The organism is Kutzneria sp. NPDC051319 (genome assembly GCF_040682195.1).
In the GTDB taxonomy this organism is placed as follows: domain Bacteria; phylum Actinomycetota; class Actinomycetes; order Mycobacteriales; family Pseudonocardiaceae; genus Kutzneria.
This window is the reverse complement of record NZ_JBFBAM010000015.1, coordinates 183,057-202,348: the sequence shown is the minus strand read 5'-3', so window position 1 is coordinate 202,348 and position 19,292 is coordinate 183,057. Positions and strand designations below refer to the sequence as shown.

The window sequence follows — 19,292 nt, the reverse complement described above, 5'->3', positions numbered from 1 at the left end:
TAGTGCAGCCCCAAAAATGTTGATCATGCAGGTTTCAGCCCAGGTTCAGCCTGGTGCCACACAGTGGTGTCATGACACCCAGAACCAGGACGGCACTGATCACCGGCGCCGCGGTGGTGGCCCTGGTGGCGGGCGGCGGCGTGGCCTACGCCGTCAGCAGCGCACCAACCTCCACCTCCACGCCCGCCGCCTCGCCGGCGACGCCGGCGAAGGCCAAGCACCACAGGCAACTGCTCGGCCACGTCGCGCACGGCGAGGTCACGTTGAACGGCAAGGACCACCGGGTCGTCGACGTGCAGCGCGGCGAGGTGCAGTCGGTCAGCTCGACGTCGATCGCCGTGAAGAGCGACGACGGCTTCACCGCCACCTACACCGTCAACAACGACACCAAGGTCCGCAAGGGCGGCAAGCAGTCCGCCATCGGCGACGTGCACACGGGCGACAAGGTCGGCGTGGTCGCCACCAAGGCCAACGGCACGGCGACGGTGACACGCATCGCCGAGAAGTAGCCGTCGAGGAGTCCTGACGACCCCGGACCTCAGCCCTGGGTCGCCAGGACCTCGTCGCAGAACTCCAGGCAGCGGTCGCAGATTCGCACGCCCGCCTCCTCGGCCAGCCAGCCGTCCTCGGCGGCGGGCCGGTCGCAGAACGAGCAGTCCAAGGCGCTGGAGGTCAGCGGCGGCTGGGCCCGGAAGCGCCGCACGCAGCCGTCGCAGACGAAAACCCCCGGACCGGCGATGAGCCGCTCGACCTCCTCGGCGCTGGAGCCGCAGAAGGAGCAGTCGCCGACCTTGAGCCGCGGCTTCCAGCCCTCGGTGCCGCCGGCTTCCTCGATCATCTGGTGCACTCGCTGATGGCTGATGTCCAGCGCGTCGGCGATCTCGCGCAGCGAGGCCCCGGCCAGGTGCAGCCGACGCACCGCGTGGTGGTAGTCGGCCTTGGCAAGTTCGGTACGATCCTGCGCCTCGGCCCACGCGTCGGCGGCGGCGCGAGTGTCCCGCAGCAGGTCTCGGTCAACCGGCATCTGTCTACCGTACCTAGACACATCGCATTCGTCTAGCATCACTGGACATGTGGGGGAAGTTGGCGGCGGGCTGGAGCGCGCTGTTCGCGGCATTGCACATCTACTGGGCCCTCGGCGGCGACATCGGACTGACGGCCTCGGCCGGCCCCGACCTCGCGGCACAGCGGCCGACCTGGTTCGTCCTGTTCGGACTGTGGGGCGTGGCCGCGCTGTTGATTGCCGGCGCGGCGTTCTGCCTGCTCAAACACCCGTGGCAGCGGGTCGGTCAGTTCGCCGGCGCCGCCCTCGTGGCGCGCGGCGTCCTGATCGAATTCGTGCTGCTGGTCGGGATGGCCGAGGTCAGCGCCGAGGAGCGGTTCTGGAGCCTGCTGCTGTGGAACCCGTGGTTCGCCCTCGGCGGCGGGTTGTGGCTGATGGCGTTCAACCAATCGCCGCGACGGCGTCGGCCAATGCGAGCAGCCGGCGGGCGTCGTCGACGTGCAGGTTCTCGATCATCCGACCGTCAACGGTGACCACGCCGTCGCCCCTTCGCACGGCCTCCTCGAACGCGGCGATGATCCGACGGGAGTGGTCGACCTCCTCCTCGGACGGCGCGAACGTCCGGTTGCACGGCTCCAGCTGGCTCGGGTGGATCAGCGTCTTGCCGTCGAAGCCGAACTCACGGCCCTGCCGGCACTCGGCGGCGAAACCGTCGAGATCCCGCACGTCGTTGTAGACGCCGTCGAGGATCTGCTTGCCGTACGCCCGCGCGGCGAGCAGGCACAGCGACAGGCCGGTCAGCAGCGGCGCGCGGCCGGGAACGTGCTGCGCCTGCAACTCCTTGGCCAGGTCGTTGGTGCCCATGACGAGGACCGTCAGCCGGGCGCTGGCGGCGGCGATCTCCTTGGCGTGCAGGATCGCGACCGGCGACTCCACCATGGCCCAGATCTTCGTCCGGTCCGGGGCGCCGGCCTGCTCCAGGACGCGTTCGACGGAGTGCACGTCGGCGGCGGAGTTGACCTTCGGCACCACGACGGCGTCCGGCCCCACCTTCGCGGCGGCCCGCACATCGTCCTCGTGCCACGGCGTGTCGCAGGCGTTGACCCGGATCGTCAGCTCGCGGCGGCCGTACTCGCCGGAGGCGACGGCGGCGCAGACCCGTTCGCGGGCCGCGACCTTGGCGTCGGGGGCGACGGCGTCCTCCAGGTCGAGGATCAGCGCGTCGGCCGGCAGCGTCTTAGCCTTCTCCAGGGCACGCTCGTTGGCGCCCGGCATGTAGAGCGCCGACCGGCGCGGTCGCAGGTCAGTCATCTGATGCCTCCGCATACGCCTTGGCCAGTTCGGGATCACGCGCCGCCAGCGCGTCGGCCAGTTCGGCGACGACGCGGCACTGCTTGACGGTGGCGTCGTCCTGCATCTTGCCGTCGATCATCACGGCGCCGGTGCCGTCGCCCATCGCGGCGATGACCTTGCGGGCCCACGCCACCTCGTCCGGCGACGGCGAGAACACCCGGCGGGCGATCTCGATCTGCACGGGATGCAGGCTCCATGCCCCGACGCAGCCGAGCAGGAAGGCGTTGCGGAACTGGTCCTCGCAGGCGACGACATCGCGGATATCGCCGAACGGCCCGTAGAACGGCAGAATTCCGTGCGCCGCACAGGCGTCGACCATGCGCGCGACGGTGTAGTGCCAGAGGTCCTGCTGGAAGGTCTGCCGGCCGGCGGTCAGGTCGTCGCCGGTCGGGTCGGTGCGCACCAGGTAGCCGGGGTGGCCGCCGCCGACCCGGGTCGTCTTCATCCGACGGCTCGCCGCCAGATCGGCCGGGCCCAGCGACAGGCCCTGCATGCGGGGGCTCGCGCCGGCGATCTCCTCGACATTGGCGACGCCGCGGGCCGTCTCCAGGATGGCGTGCACCAGGATCGGCCTGGTCAGGCCGGCCTTGGCCTCCAACTGGGCCAGCAGCCGGTCGACGTAGTGGATGTCCTCGGCGCCCTCCACCTTCGGCACCATGATCACGTCCAGCTTGTCGCCGACCGCCGTGACCAGCGTGATCAGGTCGTCGAGGCCCCACGGTGAGTCGAGGCTGTTGACCCGGGTCCACAGCTGGGTGTCGCCGAAGTCGGTGGCCCGGGCAATGGCGACCAGGCCGGCGCGGGACGCCTCCTTGCGGTCGGCCCGGACGGCGTCCTCCAGGTTGCCGAGCAGCACGTCCACCTTGGGCGCCAGATCGGGCACCTTGGCGGCCATCTTCTCGTTGCCGGGGTCGAAGAAGTGGATCATCCGGGACGGCCGGAACGGGATCTCCCGCAGCGGCTGCGGCGCGCCGACCGCGAGCGGCCGGAAGAAGTCCTTGGCGGAACGCATGGCCGATCATCGCTCCGGTCGGTCGCCGGTGTACACGCCGAGTGGTCGAAACCTCAGTCCCGGTTCGCGGTACTCCTCGATGGCGTGGGCCAGCCAGCCGGCGGTGCGGGCCAGCGCGAAGATCGCCTCGCCGGCGTCGGGACGCAGGTCGTAGGCGTGCATGAGGGCGGCCAGCGCCAGGTCGACGTTGGGAAAGCTGTCGGCGACGATGATCACCGCGTCGACGGTGGCCATCACGTCGGCGGCGTCCGGATGTCCCCTCAGCAGGCCGAGCAGCACGTCGGCGCGGGGGTCGTGGGCCTGGTAGATGCGGTGGCCGAAGCCGGGCAGTCCGCCGGCGCGCTGCCGTTCGGCGATCGCGCGCAGCGGGTTGTCCATCGCGTCGCTCAGGAACCGGTAGGCCAGGGTGCTCTGCACGCCGTGATACCGGCCGTCGACCGCGCCGAGTCCGGCGGAGACCACGGCATAGGGGTGGGCCCGGGCGCTGGCGGCGACGCGGGCGGCGACCGTGGAGACGGCGAGGTCGTGGTCGGCCAGCAGCACCAGGGCGATGTTGAGCAGGCCGATGTCGACGGGGCGGCCGCCGAGCTTGCCGGCGAGTCGTTGCGTGATCAGCCGGGCGTCGTCGGTCTCACCGCCGGGCATGGCGTCGACCAGCACTCCGATGAGCTTCTGCCCGACGCGCACGACGGCCGGCGTCGACAGGTCGAAGCGGAGCGGATCGACGGCGCCGAGAACCGCGACCGCGACCTTCATCGCGTCGACGGTCCCGGTCTCCGGCGGCAGACCGGCCCGAGCAGTGCGCACGATGTCGACCAGTGAGTCGTAACGGGGGAACTGGCGCGTCTTCTCGAGTTCGCCGGTCCAGAGCAGTCCGGCGACGGCCTCGAAGCTGACGGTCAGCGCGAGTTCGCCGACGTTGTGGCCGCGGTAGTAGAGCAGGTCGTCGTCGAGGAGGGTGAGTTCGGTGCGGATCCGCTCGACGGCGCCCGAGGCCTGGCGGGCGTCGCGGCCCTGGGCGACGAACTCGTCGACCTCGTCCTGCCGGAAGAAGCTGCCGCGCCGGCCGGGCAGCCGGTGGCTGCGCAGCATGCCGCGGCTGGCGTAGGCGTAGACAGTCGTGTCCTTCACGCCCAGTCGGCGCGCGACCTCGGCGGTGGTCAGGTAACGCTCGTCACTCGGGTTCGCCACGACCTGCGACTCCTCGGCTCATCTTGACTGTATCAACATTGACAATAGTGGATTGTCAAATCAACAGTGGACCAGTCGAGATGGAGGTTGTCATGGATGTACCAGCTGGTCTACGTGACGTCGTGGTCACCACCACCGAGCTCGGTGACGTGCGCGGCGCCGAGGGCTTCTACCACTACCGCGGCTACCCCGCGATCGACCTGGCCCGGACCCGCACGCTGGAGGACGTCTGGTTCCTGTTCGTCGAGGGCCGGCTGCCCGACGCCGTCGAGCGGCTCGAATTCGCCGAGCAGGTCGCCGCGCTGCGCCCGTTGCCCGACGAGGTGCGCGAGGTGCTGCCGGCCATCGCGCGCGCAGGCGAGAAGTTCAGCCCCCTGGCCGGTCTGCGCACGGCGTTGTCGCTGATCGGCGCCGCCCGTGATCTGCCGCCGGTGTGGGATGTGACGCCCGCCCGCCGCCGCGCCGACGCACTGCTGGTCAGCGCCGTCACTCCGACGATCCTCGCCACGCTCTACCGCCTGCGCGCCGGACTTCCGCCGCTGGAACCTCGTGCGGACTTGTCGGCCGCGGCGAACTGGCTCTATCTCGTCACCGGCGAGATTCCCGACGAAAACCAGGTCTCCGCCGTCCAGAGCTATCTCGTCTCCACCGTCGACCACGGCTTCAACGCGTCCACCTTCACCGCCCGGGTCGTCGCCTCCACCGGTTCGGACGTCGTCTCCGCGGTTTCGGCCGCAATCGGGGCGTTCGTCGGACCACTGCACGGTGGTGCGCCGGACCGTGCGCTGGACAGCCTCGACGAGATCGGCGCACCCGACAAGATCGACGCCTGGGCCCGCGGCAAGGTCGCCGCCGACGACCGGATCATGGGCTTCGGCCACGCCGTCTACCGCACCGAGGACCCGCGGGCCCGGATGCTCCGTGACATCGCCCTCGACCTCGCGGCCAGGGGCTTCGCGCCGGACCTGGCCGAGTTCGCCGTCACCGTCGAGCGGCGCATCGTCGAGATCCTCGCCGAGCTCAAGCCCGGCCGGCAGCTGTACGCCAACGTCGAGTTCTACGCCGGCGTCGTGATGGAGCAGTGCGGCATCCCGCGCTCCATGTTCACGCCGACCTTCGCCGCCAGCCGGATCATCGGCTGGTCCGCGAACGTCCTGGAGCAGGCCGGCGGGGGCAAGGTCATCCGCCCCGCCGCCCGCTACGTCGGCCCGCCCGCACCCCAGCCAGTCCCGGCCGCCTGATCCTCAACGGCGCGGGCCGGTCATCGGGCGCGCTGGGTGAGCACCACGCAGGCGAGCACGACGACGGCGACCACCACGGTGACGACGTCGACGTGTTCGCGCAGCAGGAGCGCGGACCACGCGAGGGTCAGCACCGGCTGCACGGCCTGGATCTGGCCGATGCGGGCGACGCCGCCGCGGGCCAGGCCGGCGTACCAGGCGAAGAAGCCGAGGAACTGGGAAATCAGGGCCACATAGGCGAACCCGGCCCAGGCCAGAGCCGGGGCGGCGGCGAGCCCGTGGGCGCTGACGAGGGCGACCGGGATGGTCACCGGCAGGGAGAGGACGAGGGCCCAGCAGATCGTCCGCGCGCCGCCGAGGTCGCGGGCGAGGGCCCCGCCCTCGGCGTAGCCCAGGGCGCACACCACGACGGCGGCGAGGAACCACAGGTCGGCGGCCCGAAAGCCGCCGGCCATCCCGCCGGACACGGCGACGAAGGCCAGCACGGCGAAGAAACCAGCGCCGGCGGCCAGCCAGAACTTCGACGACGGCCGTTCGCCGCCCCGCACCACGGCGAAGACGGCGGTGACGGCCGGCAGCAGAGCGATGACCACCGCGCCGTGGGCGGCAGTGGCCTGGGTCAGCGCGATGGAGGTGAACAGCGGAAAGCCGACCACCACGCCGCACGCCACCACGACGAGCCGTCGGAGCTGCGCGCCGGTCGGCCACACAGCAACCGCCGACCGCGGACGGGATAACGCCAAGTAGCCGATGGCGAGCACACCGGCGACGGCGGCGCGGCCGAAGGCGACGAACCAGGGGTCGAGGTAGGCGACGGTGAACCTGGTGATCGGCAGCGTGAAGCTGAAGGCCAGGACGCCGAGGGCGCCGAGCGCGATGCCGGACGTTACTCGGGTGGAGGCAGTAACGTTATCCTCTACTTTCATGGATGAGGATAACGCGGAGCAGGGTGTTATCCGACTGCTTCGTGCCGCGGCCCACACGGTGGGACCGGGCGGGAGGCTGCCGTCGGTACGGACGATCATGGCGGAGCTGCGGGTGTCGCCGGTGACGGTGCAGCACGCGATGCGCCGGTTGACGGCCGAGGGCGTCATCGAGGTCCGCGCCAGCAAGGGGGCCTTCGCGGCGACGAGGCGGCCGACGAGCGAGGTGCCGGACCTGGAGTGGCAGTCGGTGGCGCTGGGGGCGAAGCCGCCGGGCGACGAGTCGCTCCGGGATCTGCTGACGGTGCCGGGGCCGGAGATGGTGCCGATGTCGGGCGGCTACCTGGACCCCGAGCTGCAGTCGGTGGCGGCCCTCGGGGCGGCGCTGGGCCGGGCGGCGAGGAGGCCGGAGGCCTGGGCGCGCGGACCGGTGGAGGGACGGGAGGAGCTCCGGGCCTGGTTCGCGAGGCAGGCCGGCGGGGCGTTCCGCGCGGGCGACATGGTGGTGTGCCCGGGCGGCCAGGCGGCGCTGTCGACGGCGTTTCGGGCGTTGACGGAGCCGGGTGACCCGGTGCTGGTGGAGGCCCCGACCTATCTGGGCGCGATCGCCACGGCGCGAAGCGCGGGTCTGCGGGTGGTGCCGGTGCCGGCCGACGCCGACGGGGTGCGGCCGGATCTGCTGAACGCGGCGTTCGCCAGGACCGGTGCCAAGGTCTTCTACTGCCAGCCGCTGTACGCGAATCCGCACGGGGCGGTGTTGTCACGCGAGCGGCGGCCGGAAGTTCTAGCGGTGCTAGCGAAGCATGGGGCGTTCCTCATCGAGGACGACTTCGCCCGCGACCTGGTCATCGACGGCACGCCGCCACCGCCGCTGGCGGCCGACGACATCCACGGCCACGTCATCTACCTGCGCTCGCTGACGAAATCGGCGGCGCCGGGGCTGCGGGTGGCGGCCATCGGGGCCAGGGGCGCGGCCGGGGCCCGGCTGCGCTCGGCCCGGGTCATGGACGACTTTTTCGTCGCCGGGCCGCTTCAGCTAGCGGCGCTAGAATTTCTGTCATCGCCAGCATGGCAGCGTCACCTCACCTCGCTGCGGCCGGCGCTCAAGGCTCGCCGGGACGCGCTGCTCACGGCGTTGGCGGCCAAACTCCCCCAACTCCGGCCCGTCACGATCCCGTCGGGCGGCATGCAGGTGTGGGTCCGCCTGCCGGACGGCGTCGACGACGTCGAACTGACGGCGGCCGCCGCGGCCCATGGCGTGGTCGTCTCCGCCGGCCGACCCTGGTACGCGGCCGACCCGCCGGCCCCGCACCTGCGCCTGACGTTCGCCGGCGAGCCGCCCGAGGTGTTGATCGACGGCGTGCGCCGGCTGGCCGACGCGGTCGCGGCCGTGGGGATACCTCCCGGATAGTCAATCTCCGTCCGACATTTCCGGTTGTAATCCCCGCTCACCGGTGAACCGGCGCACCGAGACGACACGTACTCATCACCGGGAACGAGCAGGGAGGACCCGGCGATGACAGCCACGGACGGATTTGCGGTCGTGCGGACAGGCGGCGAATTCAAACTCGTCGCCCAACGCGATTTTCCGACCGGGAGCCGGCTTTTCGCGGTGGACGGCCAGATCACCGAGCAGCCGACCCGCTATTCGGTCCAGGTGGGCTCGGGAATCCATCTCGATCTGCCCGGCGGCCACGCGCCGGAGGAGATGATGGACCGCTTCTTCTGGCGCTTCACCAACCACAGCTGCGCGCCGAACGCCCAGCTGCGCGGGCGGGATTTCTTCGCGCTGCGGCCGATCGAGCCGTGGCAGGAGATCACGTTCCACTACGAGAGCACCGAGTTCGAGATGGCCGAGCCGTTCGACTGCCACTGCGGCGCAAGCGCTTGCCGCGGGCGGATCCAGGGCTTCCGGTTCCGCACCGCGGACGAGCGCGAGCTGCTGCGCCCGATGCTGGCCGACCATCTGCTCGCCATGCTCAATGTCGTCCACCGCTGAGCCGCGCGGCCTGCACGAGTTCTTCGCGCAGGCCGTCGTGCGCTGGCCGGACGCCGTCGCGGTGGACGTGCCGCCGGCGGCGAGCCGGCCCGGCCGCGAGACGCTGACCTACGCCGAGCTCAAGCACGAGTCGGAGCTGCTGGCCGGCGTGGTCAACCTCGCGGTCGGGCGGGGCGCCGTGGCCGCGATCATGCTGGGTCGCACCACGCCGCGCCTGTACGTGGCGCAGCTGGCGGTGCTAACGGCGGCCGCGGCCTACGTGTGCGTCGATCCGGCGTTCCCGGACGACCAGGTCACGCACATCCTCAGCGATTCCCGAGCGCGGGCGCTGCTGACCGACGCCGCCGGGGCGGACCGGGCGGCCGGCATCGGCTATCCCGGCCCGATCATCCGCGTCGACCTGCCGCTGACCACGCCGGCGCTGCCGCTGCCCAAGCCGCCCGGTCCGGACGACGTCGCCTACATCATCTACACCTCCGGCAGCACCGGCCGGCCCAAGGGTGTGATGATCCCGCACCGGGGCGCCGCGAACCTGGTCGGCGGCGATGTGCTGGAATTCGACCTCGGCCCCGGAGACCGGGTGGCACAAGGGTCTTCGCCGGCCTACGACTCCTCGGTCGAGGAGATCTGGATGGCGCTGGCCACCGGCGCCACCGTGGTGTCGATGGACGACGAGACCGCGCGGCTGGGCCCGGATCTGGTGCCCTGGCTGCGCAACGAGCGCATCACGGTGCTCTGCCCGCCGCCGACCCTGTTGCGTGCCACCGGTTGCGAGGATCCGCGCACGGAACTGCTGCACCTGCGGCTGTTGTACGTCGGCGGCGAGGCCCTGCCCGACGACGTCGCCGAGCGGTGGTCGCGCGGCCGCCGCATGGTCAACGGTTACGGCCCGACGGAGTGCACGGTCACGTGCATGCGCCAGGACATCGTGCCCGGCGAGCCGGTGTCCATCGGCCAACCCGTGCCGGGCATGCGGGCCTACGCCCTCGACGACAAGCTGGAACCCGTTGTCCAGGGCGAGAAGGGCGAGCTGTGCATGGGCGGGGCCGGGCTGGCCCTGGGCTATCTGAACCAGCCGGAGCTGACCAAGGAGAAGTTCGTCGACCATCCGGAACTCGGCCGGATCTACCGCACGGGCGACCTCGTGCACGCCGAGCCGGACGGAACCTTCTTCTATCACGGGAGAATCGACTCGCAGGTGAAACTGCGGGGCTACCGGATCGAGCTGGAGGCGATCGAGGCCGTTCTCGCCCGCTGCCCGGGAATCCGCGAGGCGGCCTGCCGCGTGCAGGGCGAGGGCGCCACGGAAATGCTTGCCGCGCACGTGGTTCCGGATGACAACGGCAAACCGCCGCATGTCGATGTGCTCAAGGCCGAGCTGCGCAAGGCCCTGCCGACCTACATGATGCCGGGCGCCTTCGGCATCATCGACGAACTGCCCAGAACCGCCGGCGGAAAACTCCGTCGCACCGAACTTCCCGTCCTCACGGCACATCGCAGCAGAAAGCACGCCATACCGAACCTCCCGACGGATCCGAACGCGTTGTTCATCGCCGAATCCGTGCAGGCCGTGCTGCAACTCCCCGAGCTTCCCGGCCCGGCCGACGACTTCTTCACCGACCTCGGCGGCAGTTCGCTCAACGGCGCCATGCTGATCACCAAGCTGCGCACGAACCCGGCCACCGCCTCCATCACCGTCCGCGACCTGTACGAGACCCGCACGATCGGCAAGCTCACCGAACGGGCCGTGCCGGACGTCGAAACGCAGGGCAGTCAACGAGAACGGCACACCGTCGACGTCATCGGCGCGACCGTGGTGCAGGCGCTGTGGCTGACGATGGAGCTCGTCCTCGGCTCGATCGCCGCGTACGCCGGCGTGTTCGTTGTGCTGCCCTGGCTGACCGACCACATCGGACTGAACGGGCTGATCTTCCTCACGCCGGTGATCCTCGGCGTCCTGCGGCTGGCGGTCACGCCGCTGTCCATCGAGATCGCCGTGCGGGCCAAGCGGTTGCTGATCGGGCAGTACAAGGCGGTGCGCACGCCGGTGTGGAGTCCGTTCCACGTCCGGATCTGGATCGTCCGGCAGTTCATGCGCTTCATCCCCTGGGGCACGATCGCCGGCACCGAGTACACGTCGATCGTGCTGCGCAAGCTCGGCGCCAGGATCGGCGAGCGCGTGCACATCCACCGCGGCGTCAACCTCCAGCAGGGCGGCTGGGACCTGCTCGACCTCGGCGACGACGTGACGATCAGCCAGGACGCCTCGCTCGGCCTGGTGCACTTGGAGCAGGGCCAGGTCGTGATCGGCCCGGTGACGGTCGGCAGCGGCTCGACGATCGACATCCGCGCCGGCGTCGGCCCGCACGCCTGCGTCGGCAACAACGCGTGGCTGTCGGCATTGTCCCATCTGCCAACGGGAAGCGCCGTGCCCGACGGCGAACGCTGGGACGGAGCCCCGGCGAAGCCGGCCGGCCGGGCCGAGGACCCGCCGACCGCGACCGGCCCGACGCTCACGCCGAAGGGCCACGGCCAGGCGATGATCCTGTGCCGCAGCCTGCTGAGCCTGGTGCTGGCCCTGCCGTTCGCGGTGGTCGGCGCCTTCGTCGTGTCCAAACTGGACCTGACGTACGACACTATCCTGGATGCACTGGCCAATCCGCTCAGCCACCTGGCGCTGCTGGCCGTACTCGGCCTCTGCGCGTGTCTGGCGCTGGTGTACGAGGTCGCGCTGGAGGCCGTCGCGGCGCGCGCCCTCGGCCCGGTCCTGCCCGGCGTGATCAGCCGGTACAGCGTCGCCTACATCCGTGTGTGGCTGAAGACCGCGCTGGTCGACTCCGCCGGAAAGTGGCTCTCGGGCGGCATCTTCTGGCCCGTGTGGCTGCGCGCCGCCGGCATGAGGGTCGGTTCCGGCTGCGAGATCAGCACGATCATCGACGTCGTGCCCGAGCTGGTCACGATCGGCCCCGACACGTTCTTCGCCGACGGCATCTACCTGTGCGGCCCGCGGATCCAGCGCGGCGTGGTCGTGCTGGACGAGGTCGAGCTGGGCGCCGACACCTTCCTCGGCAACCACGCCGTGATCGCCAGCGGCCAGCACCTGCCGCCGGACATCCTGATCGGCATCTCCACCGTCGCCGACGACCGGATCGTCCGGCCCGGCACCTCCTGGTTCGGGCATCCGCCGTTCGAGCTGCCGCAGCGGGAGATCGTCAGTGTCGACCGGTCGCTGACCCACGAGCCGTCGCTGCTGCGCGTGATCAACCGGAACTTCTGGGAGTGGCTCCGGTTCGCGCTGCCCGTCGTGCCGCTGGCGGCGCTGTCGCTGTGGACGTACGGCATCGAACGAGCCGCCGCTTTCCTCGCCCCGCCGGCCTTTCTGCTCCTCGGCGTCCCAGCGGCCGGTTTCCTCACCGGCGCCTTCCTGTGCCTGACCGTGCTGGCGATGAAGTGGGCGCTGCTGGGCCGGGTCAAGGAAGGCATCCATCCGCTGTGGTCGTGCTGGTGCAGCCGCTGGGATTTCCTGTACGTGGCCTGGGGTTTCATCGCCAGCAAGCCGCTGTCCGCGCTGGAGGGCACGCTGCTGCTGCCGATCTACCTGCGCCGGATCGGCATGAAGATCGGCAAACGGGTGGCGCTGGGCGAGGGCTTCGCCCAGATCGTCGACCCGGACATGCTCGAATTCGGTGACGGCGCAACGGTGAACGCCATGTTCCAGGCGCACACCTTCGAGGACCGCGTACTCAAGATCGGCCACGTCAAGGTGGGCGCGCACTCCACGCTCGGCGACGCCACGGTCCCGCTGTACGGCGCGGTGGTCGGCGAGCACACCACGGTCGCGCCGCACAGCGTGATCATGAAGCACGAGCACCTGCTGCCGGGCCTGCGTTACGAAGGCGCGCCGACCCGGCGTCAGGGCGACGACGACTCCGAGCCGGTGGACATCGGCCGCCAGGCGCTGGAAGGTCCATTGTGGACCGTTCAGCCGGTGGTGGTCGGCGTGGCCCGGCACCGGGTGCCGCGACCGAGGGCCCGCAAGCCGGCCCAGTAATACCAGGACGGGTGACCGCACGGCGATCTAAGGTCACAGGCGTGTCGCAACGCAGAACGCTGAGCGTGTTGGTGGCCGCGCAGATCACCGGCAGCATCGGGATCGGCGCGTCGGTGTCGGTCGGCGCGGTTCTGGCCGCCGATTTGTCCGGATCCGCGGCATGGTCCGGCAGCGCGTCCACGATGTCCACGCTCGGCGCCGCCGTGTGGGCATTACCCCTGGCCAGGGTGGCCGCCGCCCGCGGCCGGCGGCTCGCCCTCAGCCTCGGCTGGCTGGTCTCGATGCTCGGCGCGCTGCTGGTGATCGGGGCCGCCGTGGCGCACTCGTTCCCGTTGACACTGCCGGCGATGCTGCTGATGGGGGCCGGCACCGCCGCCAATCTCCAGTCCCGGTTCGCCGCCACCGACCTGGCCGATCCCCGCCACCGCGGCCGTTCGCTGGCGCTCGTCGTGTGGTCGTCCACCATCGGCGCGGTCGGCGGCCCCAACCTCACCAGGCCCGGCGCGTCGGTCGCCGAGGTCCTCGGCATTCCCCCACTGGCCGGCCCGTTCGTGTTCTCCGCCGTCGCCGCCGCCCTCGCCGTGGTCGTGCTGTTCGTCGCGCTGCGGCCCGATCCGTTGGCCAGCAACGGTTCCCGCGGCCGCAACCTGCGTGTCGGCTGGGAGGTCATCAAGTCCTCGCCGCAGGCCCGCTTCGGCGTCGCCACGCTGGCCTTCTCCCACGCCACCATGGTGTCGCTGATGGCCATGACCCCCGTGCACATGCAGGAACACGGGGCCACGCTCACCGTCGTCGGCCTCACCATCAGCCTGCACATCGCCGGCATGTACGCCCTGTCGCCCGTCATGGGCTGGATCGCCGACCGCTGGGGCCGCGTCCGCACCGTCCTGTGCGGCCAGGCCGTCCTCGTGCTCGCCGTGGTCTTCGCCGCCACCTCCGGCGACTCCATGACCATGATCACCGTCGCCCTGGTCACCCTCGGCATCGGCTGGTCCATGTCCACCGTCGCCGGCTCCACCCTCGTCGCCGACTCCGTCGAACTGGCCCGCCGCCCCGCCGTCCAGGGCGTCTCCGACCTGCTGATGAGCCTCACCGGCGCGATCGGAGCCGCCCTGTCCGGCGTCGTGCTGACCCTGATCACCTACACCGGCCTCAGCCTGGCCGCCGGCCTGCTGGTGCTCCCGGTGATCGTGTTCAGCCTGACCGTGCCGGCCCGCGGCCGGGTGCCCAGCCAACTCTGATACCGCCACCCGAAGGTGTGGTCTTCCCGCCCGATTTCCGCTGACCCGATAACGGTGTGGTTTCGGCCGTATCGCCGACCGGCCGCCCGGCGATGAGCAGCCTGGTGGTTCATGGGTGAGAAGGGGGCCGGCTGTGCCGCACGAGGACGCTGCTTCGCATTCGCAGGGCACGGCGACAGATCGGGCGGTACGGCTTTTCGAGTTCCTCGCCCGGAGCCAGCACCTCAAATCGAATCCACCCCGCACCACCGACCGGTACGAATCGGTGCTGTGGTTCGGAAAGCTGCCCGACCACGCGGCCGTCCGAACGGCGCACCGTGAGGAGGAGCCGGGTGACACCCTGCTCGACGTCGAGCGGGTCGCGCACCAGGACCCGCCCGAGCCGGCTCCGGAGCTGGAGCCCTGGCTGGACGGCGACTGGCACGACCCGAACAGGCCACCGGCGCTGCGGGAGTCGATCGGCGAGGACGAGCAGCGCACCGAACTGGATGACCTGCCCGAAATCCGGGACGCACACGAGAAATGGGCGACCGACTGGTCAGAATGGGCCGAGCGGGAGCACACCGACCAACCGGCCCGTGATCTCTACAACGATCTGTTCTCCGCCTACGTCAACGCGGCCGGGCATGCCGAGGAACTGGAGTTGGTCATCGGCGTCGGCTGCCTTTCGTGGGCGCCGCGCGGCCACCATGCCGTTCGCCGGCATCTGCTCACCGTGCCGGCCACCATTCGTTTCGACGACAGCACCGGGCGGTTGACCGTCCACCAGACCGATGTCGCCGACGGCATGGGCGTCGAGCTGGACATGCTCGATCCGGGGCTGGTGGCCAATCCGCCGCACGTCGTGCAGATCAGGAACGAGGCCCGGGAACTCACCGCCGCCGTGTTCGAGCGCGAACCGGTGGGCGAGATGCTCCGCCGCCTGGTTCACGCGTTGGACAGCGACGCCGCGTACCTCGACGAGGACGAGCCGCAGAAGTCCGGCCCGCACGCCGTCGCGGCGTTCGCCCCGGCCGTCGTCCTGCGCCGACGCTCACGCCAGGGGATCGTCGACATCCTCGACTCGATCGCCGCCCAGATCAAGAACTCCGGCGCCGTGCCCGACGGGCTGCTGCCGCTGGTCGACCCGAACCACCGGCCCTCCGCCGAGCCGTCGCCCGAGCCCGGGGCCATGGTCGAGCTGGACGCGGACCGCTTTCTGCCGCTGCCGGTCAACGATCGGCAGCTGCGGGTGCTCACGCAGGTCGACGCCAAGGCCCAGACTCTCGTCCAGGGGCCGCCCGGCACGGGCAAGACCCACACCGTCGCGGCGTTGCTGTCGCACCTGCTCGCGCAGGGCAAGCGGGTGCTGGTCACCGCCCACACCGACCGCGCGCTGAAAGAGGTCAGGGCGAAGTTGCCCGAGGCCATCGCGCCGCTGGCGGTGTCGGTCGTGGGTTCCTCACGTTCGGACATGTCCGACCTGAAGGTCGCCGTGGAGCGCATCAGCCACATGGCGAGCGAGCATGACGCCGCCGGCACGCACCGGGCCATCGACGACCATCTCGCCACGATCGACGAACTTCACCGGCAGCGGGCCGAACTGTACCGACGGCTGCTCGACGCTCGCGCCGTCGAGGTGACCGAGCATGAGGTCGGCGACTACCGCGGCACGTTGGCCGCCATCGCGCAGCGGGTGCAGGCCGAGCAGGAACGGTACGGCTGGATCGCCGATCTGACGGCCGTGACCGAGGTCGTGCCGTCCCCGCTCGGCGCCGACGACATCGTCGACTGGCATCGCAGCCTGATCGACGACCGGCTCAATGCCGACGAACCCGAGTCGCGGATGCGGCTGCTGCCGGTGGCCGACGTGCCCGCGCCGGGCGAGTTCGTGGCGCTCGTGACCGCGGAGCGGCAGGCGATCGCCGCCGAGGAGAGTCTCAGCGAACTCAACCGGCACACGGCCTTCGACGCTGTCCGTCGGCTCGACCCGCCCACCCGGGAGACGCTTCGCCTGCGGCTCAACGGTTTTGCCCGGGAGGCCGGCGAGCTGGCGCGGCGGCGTGAGGAGTGGATGGATGGCGCGCTGTCCGACGTGCTCGCCGGTCGCGCGAGCATCTGGCAGTCGCGCGGCGACCAGATCGCCCAGCTGATCGGCCGGGCGGAACCGCTCGTCAACCGGCTCGACCCGCTCACCGAGGTCGTCGCGGGCGACGACCTCGGCGCGCTCGTCGCCCTGGCCACCGCGCTGCGCGGGCATCTCGGCGAGGGCGGCCGGCTCAAGACCAATCCGGACGGCACGCCCAGGACAGGGGCGTTCGCGCCCAAGGCCGTGAAGCAGGCCTTGCCGCTGTTCCAGGCGGTTCGGGTCAATGGCGTGCCGCCCACCGCCACCGAACAGATCGACGTCTTCCTGACCTGGGCCGAGGGCAACCGGGTGTTGGGGGCATTGGACAAGGCGTGGCCCGACTGGGTGCGCATTCCGGCCGAAGACACGGTGAGCGAGCGATTGCAGTGGCACGCGACCGAGCTGGCCCAGCTGCGGCGGGTGCTGGCGTTGGGGACGGCCCTCGAAGCGGAAGAGCGCAGCCTGGCGGCCATCGGCCTCCCGCGTCCTCATTGGACGGACCTCGCGGCCGTGCAGACCTATGCCCGGCTGGTCGATGCCGCTGGGGCCGCGGACGCGCGCGCCGCTGCCACCGCGCCGCTGCTCGACATCGTGCGGACGATCGCCGACGTGGCACAGTGGGCCGATGCGGCGCCCTGTGTGCACGACTTGGCGCGGGCCGCCGACAACCGCGACCACGAGGTCTACGCGACCGCTCACCAGCGGTTGGCTCGATTGACCGACGTCCGAAGGCTGACCGGGCGACGCGAAGAGATCGGTGCCGAGCTGGGCCGATCGCTGTCCGGCCTGCACGAAGCCGTGGCGGCGGATCCGCACAATCCTGTGTGGACGGTACGGCTGGCCGACTGGGACATGGCCTGGGCCTGGACGGTGGCGCGGGCCTGGGTGTTGCGGCGCAGCGCCGAGGACGTCAACGCCCTCCAGGCTGAAGTGCTGACCGTCGAACGACGGGTGCGCGACCGGGTCGAGCAGTTGGCCGCCAACCGGGCGTGGGGCCACGCCGTGTCGCCCGAGCGGCTGTCCGGCAAGGCTCGGGCCGACCTGCTCCAGTACGCGCAGCTGATGAAGGCGCTCGGCAAGGGCACCGGCATCTACGCCGAGCAGCGCCGGGCCGACATCAAGGCGGCCATGGAGCGCTGCCGCCCGGCGGTGCCGGTGTGGATCATGCCCGTGTACCGGATCGCCGAGCAGTTCCGCCGCGTCCAGCCGGACATGTTCGACGTCGTGATCGTCGACGAGGCCTCGCAGGCCGGCCTGGAGGCGACGTTCCTGCAGTACCTCGCGCCGAAGATCGTCGTCATCGGCGACGACAAGCAGGTCTCCCCGTCCGCGGTCGGCACCGACCAGCAGCAACTGCGGGACCTCGCCCAGCAGTACCTGTGGGACGACCCGTACCGGGCGTCGTGGCAGGACCCCAAGCGCAGCCTGTTCGACGAGGCGAAGATGCGGTTCGAGGGCATGATCACGCTGGTCGAGCACCGGCGCTGCGTGCCGGAGATCATCGGCTTCTCCAACCGCGTCGCCTACGAGCCCGACGGCGTGCGACTGGTGCCGGTGCGCCAGTACGGGGCGGACCGGCTGGAGCCGATCAAGCCGGTGTTCCTGGACGACGGCTACGAGCTCGGCGTCACCGACAAGATCAACCCGGTCGAGGCGGACGCGATCGTCGACCAGATCGAGAAGTGCGTCGCCGATCCCCGCTACGACGGGTTGACCTTCGGTGTCGTGTCACTGCTCGGACGGGCCCAGGCCAAGCGGATCGAGAAGCTCCTGCTGGAGCGCGTTGCGCCGGAGGAGTGGAAGGCCCGCGAGCTGCGGTGCGGGGACTCGGCCGACTTCCAGGGCTCCGAGCGCGATGTGATGTTCCTGTCCATGGTCAAGGCGCCCGCGCCCGACCAGCGGATCAGCGCGCTGACCCAGGACATGTACGTCCAGCGCTTCAACGTCGCCGCGTCGCGGGCCAAGGACCAGATGTGGGTGTTCCACTCGCTGCGGCCGTCCGAACTCGGCAATCCCGAGGACATGCGGTTCCAGCTGCTGGACTACTGCTACGAGTTGGCCGGGCACGTGAGCGGGGCGGAGGACAGCATCCGGGTTGTGCCCGAGGATCGGCCGGTGGAGCCCTTCGATTCGCTGTTCGAACAGCGGGTGTTCAACCGCCTGGTCGACCAGGGCTATCGCGTCGTGCCGCAGTTCTCGGCCGAGGGCTATCGCATCGACCTGGTGGTCGTCGGCCGCAAAGCCCGGCTGGCGATCGAGTGTGACGGCGACGCGTGGCACGGTCCCGAGGCGTACGAGCGTGACCTGGCCCGGCAGCGGGACCTGGAACGATGCGGGTGGCGGTTCTTCCGCATCCGGGAGTCCGAGTTCTACGTGGACCGTGCGGGAGTCCTGGCGCAGCTGTGGGATGCCTTGCAGGAGCTGGACATCCATCCCTCCGGCTGGACCTCGGACGAGGACGGCCCCTCGGCGGTCGTGGATGTCGAGACCCCGGCCGCCGAAGTCGAAACACTGATCGTCGACATCGAAACTCCGTTCGCCGCAATGGAAACTCGTGTCGTCGAGCCGGAAATCCCGGTCCTCGAACCGGTCCTCCCGGTCGCCGAGAACGAATGGCCTTACACAGAGCCGGAGTTCTCCGGAACCCTGGACGTGCCGTGCGAGCTGCTCATGCCGTACGGGCAGTTCGACGGCGACGTCGTCCAGGTCGCCACCGCGTCACGGCGAGAGATGATCGACGGCCTGGTGCGTCTGGTCGAGGCCGAGGGCCCCGTGCTGGGCAACCGGCTGCACACCGCCTACGTCCGGGCGTCCGGCGCGGTGCGGGTCACCAAGCTGGTCGCCGGCGAGCTGAACAAGGCGATCTCCCAGGCCGTCCGCGAGGGTCGGCTCGTCGAGGACAATCCGCTTGCGGAGAGCGGGATCAAGCCACGCACGTACCGGTTGCCCGACCAGCCGCCGGTGCGGACCCGGCAGCTCGGGCCGCGGTCCTTCGAGGAGGTGCCGCCGGGCGAGTTGGCGGCGCTGCTCGATCACGTCGCCGAGCAGGACGGGCACGTCGGCGAAGAGGCCTCCCGGCGGGCTGTGCTGGAACTGCTGGGTCTGAAGCGGCTCACCGACAACGTCAGAAGCCGATTCGCCGCGATCGAGGCGGTGCGGCGCTGAGAGCGG

13 protein-coding genes are annotated in these 19,292 nt (G+C 70.7%); 8 read left to right on the top strand and 5 right to left on the bottom strand.

Annotated elements, in window-relative coordinates:
- The first annotated feature begins 71 nt into the window (after positions 1–71).
- A complete protein-coding gene (locus AB0M73_RS18385; protein WP_363891795.1) occupies positions 72–509 on the top strand; it encodes a hypothetical protein in 438 nt (145 codons plus the stop codon).
- 29 nt (positions 510–538) lie between these two features.
- Here the strand turns inward: AB0M73_RS18385 and AB0M73_RS18380 are convergent, their stop codons facing one another.
- Entirely contained in the window at positions 539–1,024 is a 486-nt protein-coding gene (locus tag AB0M73_RS18380) for a ClpX C4-type zinc finger protein (protein WP_363891794.1), read from the bottom strand.
- A 47-nt stretch (positions 1,025–1,071) separates the two neighbouring features.
- Here AB0M73_RS18380 and AB0M73_RS18375 point away from each other — a divergent pair, with 47 nt between their 5' ends.
- The gene (locus tag AB0M73_RS18375; RefSeq protein WP_363891793.1) at positions 1,072–1,536 is read left to right on the top strand and encodes a DUF3995 domain-containing protein; all 465 of its coding nucleotides are present in this window, start codon (positions 1,072–1,074) and stop codon (positions 1,534–1,536) included.
- Here AB0M73_RS18375 and AB0M73_RS18370 read toward each other — a convergent pair.
- The 3 genes from AB0M73_RS18370 to AB0M73_RS18360 are packed head-to-tail and all read right to left on the bottom strand — an operon-like array spanning position 1,445 to position 4,559.
- Positions 1,445–2,314: a CoA ester lyase gene (locus AB0M73_RS18370; RefSeq protein ID WP_363891792.1), complete on the bottom strand. Its 870-nt coding sequence runs from the start codon at positions 2,312–2,314 to the stop codon at positions 1,445–1,447. The two genes, AB0M73_RS18375 and AB0M73_RS18370, sit on opposite strands and share 92 nt — an antisense overlap.
- Positions 2,307–3,368, bottom strand: coding sequence for a CoA ester lyase (locus tag AB0M73_RS18365; protein ID WP_363891791.1), 1,062 nt, complete (start codon positions 3,366–3,368; stop codon positions 2,307–2,309). The genes AB0M73_RS18370 and AB0M73_RS18365 overlap by 8 nt, the downstream gene beginning before the upstream one ends.
- Before the next feature lie 6 nt (positions 3,369–3,374).
- Positions 3,375–4,559 (bottom strand): citrate synthase, encoded by a 1,185-nt coding sequence (locus AB0M73_RS18360; protein WP_363891790.1) that lies wholly within the window; start codon positions 4,557–4,559, stop codon positions 3,375–3,377.
- 92 nt (positions 4,560–4,651) lie between these two features.
- On the opposite strand from AB0M73_RS18360, the gene AB0M73_RS18355 reads away from it, so the two are divergent.
- Positions 4,652–5,800, top strand: a complete 1,149-nt coding sequence (locus AB0M73_RS18355; RefSeq protein WP_363891789.1) for a citrate/2-methylcitrate synthase — start codon at positions 4,652–4,654, stop codon at positions 5,798–5,800.
- A gap of 20 nt (positions 5,801–5,820) precedes the next feature.
- Here the strand turns inward: AB0M73_RS18355 and AB0M73_RS18350 are convergent, their stop codons facing one another.
- Positions 5,821–6,726 (bottom strand): DMT family transporter, encoded by a 906-nt coding sequence (locus tag AB0M73_RS18350; protein ID WP_363891788.1) that lies wholly within the window; start codon positions 6,724–6,726, stop codon positions 5,821–5,823.
- Between AB0M73_RS18350 and AB0M73_RS18345 the strand changes: the two genes are divergently transcribed.
- From AB0M73_RS18345 to AB0M73_RS18325, 5 genes are all read left to right on the top strand, one after another.
- Entirely contained in the window at positions 6,725–8,134 is a 1,410-nt protein-coding gene (locus tag AB0M73_RS18345; protein ID WP_363891787.1) for a PLP-dependent aminotransferase family protein, read from the top strand. The genes AB0M73_RS18350 and AB0M73_RS18345 overlap by 2 nt on opposite strands.
- Positions 8,135–8,239: 105 nt before the next feature.
- Positions 8,240–8,722, top strand: a complete 483-nt coding sequence (locus tag AB0M73_RS18340; RefSeq protein WP_363891786.1) for an SET domain-containing protein-lysine N-methyltransferase — start codon at positions 8,240–8,242, stop codon at positions 8,720–8,722.
- Positions 8,706–12,773 carry an amino acid adenylation domain-containing protein gene (locus AB0M73_RS18335; RefSeq protein ID WP_363891785.1) on the top strand — a complete coding sequence of 1,356 codons (4,068 nt, stop codon included), beginning with the start codon at positions 8,706–8,708 and terminating at the stop codon, positions 12,771–12,773. Before AB0M73_RS18340 ends, AB0M73_RS18335 begins: the two co-directional genes overlap by 17 nt.
- A 41-nt stretch (positions 12,774–12,814) precedes the next feature.
- Positions 12,815–14,014, top strand: a complete 1,200-nt coding sequence (locus AB0M73_RS18330) for an MFS transporter (RefSeq protein WP_363891784.1) — start codon at positions 12,815–12,817, stop codon at positions 14,012–14,014.
- A gap of 265 nt (positions 14,015–14,279) precedes the next feature.
- Complete coding sequence (locus AB0M73_RS18325) at positions 14,280–19,286, top strand: AAA domain-containing protein (RefSeq protein ID WP_363891783.1); 5,007 nt, start codon at positions 14,280–14,282, stop codon at positions 19,284–19,286.
- Positions 19,287–19,292 lie beyond the last annotated feature (6 nt).